We start from the raw sequence: 4,848 nt of genomic DNA, 5'->3' as shown, positions 1-4,848 counted from the left end.
GCAAAAGTACTAGTGCACTTGCCTTTGCCCATAAATTAGGTGTAGAGGCCATCATTGATGATGGATTACTTATTATTAATGGTGTAAAAGTCGCTGGCGTTTCAGCGAAATTTGAAAAAAATACGATTACCGCTGTTCGGCGTGCTATTTTTACCGAGCAAGAACATCGAGAGGCAGTTAAAAAAGCGTTAGCTAGCTATAAGGTGGAGGCTATTTTGCTGATTGGGACCTCTACTAAAATGACGAAGAGCATTGCGAAGCAGCTGGAGCTTGGACCTATTGAGCACTATTATCAGGTGGAAGATGTTCGTTCCTTGAAGGAAATTCAAAAAGCTCGTTTTATCCGACAAACACAAGGTAAGCATGTTATGCCCATTCCATACCGACAAGTGGAGCAAAATTTCTTTAAACGGTTAGTGCAAAAGGGGATGGAAATTTTTTCATCAAAACGTGAAAAAATCGGGGAAACGACCATTGTGCGACCTGATTTTCAGCGAGAGTATATCGAGATTAGCAAGCATGTCTATGTTGATTTACTGACTTATTGCTGTAATCAACAAGCCATTGTCCAAAAGGTAGAGCACGCTCAATTTGTGCTAGGTGATCAGGCTGAAGCGATCCTCACTATTCAGGTGAAGCTGCCGATCGATTACCCATTAGCAGCGCATGTATTGGAACTTCAACGAGCGGTGCAGGAGTCGTTTTATCTGCATTTTGGCTATGAATTAGATGCGATCCATGTTCAGGTCAAAGTGGCTTTACAAAAGAAAAAATCATAAAAAACAGGTACTCCCCATCGCACCAGGGCGAAAAGAGTACCTGTTTTTTATTTCGGCTGTCGAGTGAAGTGCGGCTGGCGTTTTTCAACAAAGGCACGGCAACCCTCTGCAAAATCGCTGCCCACAAATGGTGTAGAGCCCTGCCATAATGTTGGCACACTATCAAGACATTCTTGCACGGATTGTTTAACAGCTAATAAGGATTCCGGCGACATCCCTGCAACGAGCTTGCCCATACGGATCATATATTTATTTAAGTCTTTTTCAGCTACCAAATAGTTGAGCATTCCTAGCTTGAAGGCTTCTTCGGCTTTAAACATTCGACCGGTAAAGACCAAATCCTTTGTTGTGGCAGGACCTACTAGCTGTACTAAACGCTGCGCAAATTTATTATTTAAAGTAATGCCTAATTTTCCGACAGGGATACCAAGTTTCGCTTTGTCGGAGCCAATACGGATATCACAGGCTAAGGCTAATTCTAAGCCAGCGCCCATCGCAGGCCCATTAATGACGCCAATCGTAGGAATGGGTAAGCGCTCAATGGTGGAAATGGTTTTTTCCATATGTACAAACGCTTCTTCGGCTTTGTCGAGGGAGATGGCATTAAATTCTTTAATATCAGAGCCTGCGGTAAAGTTTTGGCCAGAGCCTCGTAAAATAAGGACTTTATTTTTAGGATTGTCTAATACTTGTAGAGCTATTTTCGCTAATTGATCCCACATGTTTGCGGTTAACGCATTTTTGGCTTGTGGTCGGTGAATCGTAATAATGGCTAGACCAGCTGTTTCTTGATAAATAATTTTTGCATCTTCTGCTTCCAATCGAGTCGTCTTTACTTGCATAGTAGAAAGCCCCCTACATGTTAGTTTCTGTCTTTATTATATAACACAATGAAAAATAATCACGGAATTATACGAATTTTCATATAAGGTTGCGTTGTTACACGAAAATAGAAGGAAAAGATAGCATTTGTAATAGAACAGGGGGAAGAAATTTACTATTGTAAGAAAGTAAAAGATGTGAGAAATTAAATGTAAGAACATATGTTTCTTGTTTATGTAAGGAGCACTTGCTGCAAGAAGCGGGTGTGTGTAATGATAATACAGATTATCCGACACTAAATTAATTGTATTTAATTATGAACTGACGCACCCAAAATATAGTAAAATATAAACATACTACGCACAGTAAACAAGGAGGGGCCATATGGTGACACTCAAGGAAGCATGGGATAGTTACTTTTTACTGCTGCAATCACTAAAAAAAAGTGCTGCAACAAAAAAGCAGTACAACATGGATGGACAGCAATTTTTAACGTTTGCCCATGAACAGAAATACTTGTATGTGGATCATCAATTAAAGAATTTACTTAAGCTTTATAGTGACTATCTAAAGGAAACCTACAGCAATATCAATACATTTAATCATAAAATAGCGACTTTACGAGGCTTTGTTGACTTTATTTTTCTACGTGAATGGGTAAAGCCTTTTGATTATCAAGTTATATTACAGCCCAAAAAAAGACAAAAAGAGGCATTACAAGTACTGACAAATAAACAGATCATGCTCATTGCCAATGTTTGGCCAACTTATTTTCAATATGCCAAAACAGAGGAGCATGCCTGGCTGGCGAGACGTAATGGTGCCATTGTTCAAATGTTGATGGAAACAGGTTGTAAGCCAGCAGAGCTTGTGCGCATGAAATGGTCGCACATCATCGAAGAACATGCGACTATTTTTATTGCCAATCGGAATGGGCGTCGAGAAATAAAATGCTCAGCCGTACTTATGGACATGCTAGCACAATATAAAAAAGAGACAGCACACCTACATGGACAAGAGGTTGGGGAATGGATTTGGGTAAGTGAGGCGAGTGTGGCAAAGCCAATTTCAACGAAGACAGTGGAGCGTATTTTCCAAACGATGTCTCAAGATATAGGTAAAAATGTAAGAGCAACAGATTTGCGTTATACCGTTATGCAACGGTCATTTCAACAAGATAAAACACTGGAACATATTCAACAAGAAATGGGCTATGTACGGAAATGGGTGCTGACAGAAAGACAGCAGCGCTTCGAATAAAATCTGTGAGACCGCATTATATGCCTTAAACGCAAAATCAGTGGAGTTTTTTATGCTCCACTGACTCTTTCTTGTTCTTTATAAATGATTTAATGCTTTCACACTGACTTTTACCGTTAAATCATGCTTTCCTCCAGTATAAACTCCTTCTACGGGGCTTATATCACTATAGTCGCGACCAATACATAAAATAATATGGTTTTCTAAAACTTCCACATTATTTGTTGGATCAAGGCCAATCCAGCCTATACCTGGTATCATGACCTCTACCCATGCATGTGTCGCAATATCGCCAATAAGGGCCGAATTTTCATCTACATATAAGTAGCCACTGACATAACGAGCAGGGATTCCTTTTGCACGCAAAACAGCAAGCATTACATGGGTGAAATCCTGACAAACACCTCGTTTTAATGCAAAAGCCTCACTTGCTGTTGTTGTTACATCTGTTGCTGTTGGGTCATATTCAAAGCTTGCATATAAATATTGCATTAAATTAAGTGAAAAGAGCACAGGATTTTCAGCATGACCGATTGCATGATAGACTTCCTCTAATTGCTGATCCGTCATAAATGTAAAATGAGTTCCTTTTAAATACGGTAAATAATGCTCGTAAAATAGCTGTGAATGAAAGATTGTCTGCATTTCAGGCGAATACTGAATACGATGAATAAAGGGTGCACGCTGAATACTGACAATCGAGGATGTATGAATTTCTAATGTTTGATGCTGCTCTGGTATATAAAAAGACCCAACTGTATTACCCCATATATCTGTATGCTCACGGGTAAGAGAGGATGGCGTTATGGCAATTCGATAGGATAATAATCGCTGACGCTCATCACTACGTGGCTTTAAACGGATCGTATTTAAACTTTGGTCGACTTCAGATTCATATTGAAAAACGTTTATATGCTGAATTTCAAATTTCATCGTGTCCGCTTCCTTCTGCTTACTGACTTGCCTGTTGAAAGGGAGCTGTGGTGGATTCCTTTCAAGGTTGTACGCTGGGTTCATATAAATGATAAATTGTCGAAAAAGTATCACTAAAAGCAATACATTGAGACAATCTTTCCTCCATTATAGTAATGGTTTCTTCAATAGTCATTTGCCAAAAATCAATGTGATCGATAGCTAAGATAAGGCTTCTAATATTCCATTGAAGTGTTAAAAATCTTGAGGATAGTGCATCATGTTCAATAGCCATTATCGCATCTTCTATTTTCTTTAAACAGTACATGACAGAACTTGGGCAATGCTCATCTTGTACTAAATAGCGAATGACCGTCTGTAAATTTGTTTGGCGATGCTTGCGCATAAAAGACTCCCTTGCTGCCGCAAGCTCTAATAAAAATGCACCATCACGTTCTTCTAACGATAATCCCGCTTGCTTTTGCTGTTCTACAATAATGACTGTCATGCGAATTGTTTTTTCTGCGCGCTCAAGCCATTTCCCGACCTGCATGAAATAATAGGGGAGCGCACGATCCATTGTACTCTCTATCAATCCCGTTTCCATCCATAACGTTTTCCGCACTTCCTGTAAAAATGCCTGAAGCTCAATGAGTGGGATTGGCCGTTCTCTTGTCAGTATGGCCTGTCGCTTTGTTAAATAAAAGTCATTTTGAATTTCCCATAGTTCAGTTGGTAGACTATCACGCGTTACCCGTGCATTTTCTCGAATCGCACGTAATGTGGCGTGGAGGGCATTACTATTTTTTTCAGAAAATAGAAGATAGTCAATCAATGGGTTAACTCGTACTGTATTGTAATTGTCTAAATATTCCTCCTTGGAGGCGCAAATATTTAACACTGCCTCCCAATGATCAATATAGTCATGTTCTTGCCCAGATTGCTCCAACATATTCAACAGCTGTATCTGTAATATATGTGCATTTGTTTGTGAGCGTTCACTATACCGAGCCATCCAGTACAACGCGTCGGCTACTCGACTTAGCATGCTGCAACTCCTCCTTTAAAATCCACG

Annotated in this window: 5 protein-coding genes; 2 read left to right on the top strand and 3 right to left on the bottom strand. The window is 39.7% G+C overall.

Going from position 1 to position 4,848, the window contains the following annotated elements; translation table 11 throughout:
- The coding region (locus tag RT445_RS23015) for a hypothetical protein (protein WP_313471674.1) at positions 1–779 on the top strand (779 nt) is incomplete at its 5' end.
- 47 nt (positions 780–826) lie between these two features.
- On the opposite strand, the gene RT445_RS23010 is transcribed toward RT445_RS23015, so the two are convergent.
- Entirely contained in the window at positions 827–1,621 is a 795-nt protein-coding gene (locus RT445_RS23010; RefSeq protein ID WP_274797193.1) for an enoyl-CoA hydratase/isomerase family protein, read from the bottom strand.
- A gap of 364 nt (positions 1,622–1,985) precedes the next feature.
- Between RT445_RS23010 and RT445_RS23005 the strand changes: the two genes are divergently transcribed.
- Entirely contained in the window at positions 1,986–2,861 is an 876-nt protein-coding gene (locus RT445_RS23005; protein WP_274797194.1) for a tyrosine-type recombinase/integrase, read from the top strand.
- Between the two features lie 78 nt (positions 2,862–2,939).
- On the opposite strand, the gene RT445_RS23000 is transcribed toward RT445_RS23005, so the two are convergent.
- Both RT445_RS23000 and RT445_RS22995 read right to left on the bottom strand, forming a co-directional pair.
- Positions 2,940–3,794 (bottom strand): transglutaminase family protein, encoded by an 855-nt coding sequence (locus tag RT445_RS23000; protein ID WP_313471672.1) that lies wholly within the window; start codon positions 3,792–3,794, stop codon positions 2,940–2,942.
- A 61-nt stretch (positions 3,795–3,855) separates the two neighbouring features.
- Positions 3,856–4,821, bottom strand: coding sequence for an alpha-E domain-containing protein (locus tag RT445_RS22995; protein WP_274797197.1), 966 nt, complete (start codon positions 4,819–4,821; stop codon positions 3,856–3,858).
- Positions 4,822–4,848: the final 27 nt, after the last annotated feature.

The organism is Lysinibacillus sp., from assembly GCF_032093475.1.
Classification (GTDB): domain Bacteria; phylum Bacillota; class Bacilli; order Bacillales_A; family Planococcaceae; genus Lysinibacillus; species Lysinibacillus irui.
Note: the sequence above shows the minus strand (reverse complement) of the source record. Positions and strands in the feature narration are given on the sequence as shown.

Bases quoted from the DNA above. Each gene is read 5' to 3' on its own strand.
- RT445_RS23010 (WP_274797193.1), bottom strand. From the start codon at position 1,621: ATGCAAGTAAAGACGACTCGATTGGAAGCAGAAGATGCAAAAATTATT.
- RT445_RS22995 (WP_274797197.1), bottom strand. From the start codon at position 4,821: ATGCTAAGTCGAGTAGCCGACGCGTTGTACTGGATGGCTCGGTATAGT.
- RT445_RS23000 (WP_313471672.1), bottom strand. From the start codon at position 3,794: ATGAAATTTGAAATTCAGCATATAAACGTTTTTCAATATGAATCTGAA.
- RT445_RS23005 (WP_274797194.1), top strand. From the start codon at position 1,986: ATGGTGACACTCAAGGAAGCATGGGATAGTTACTTTTTACTGCTGCAA.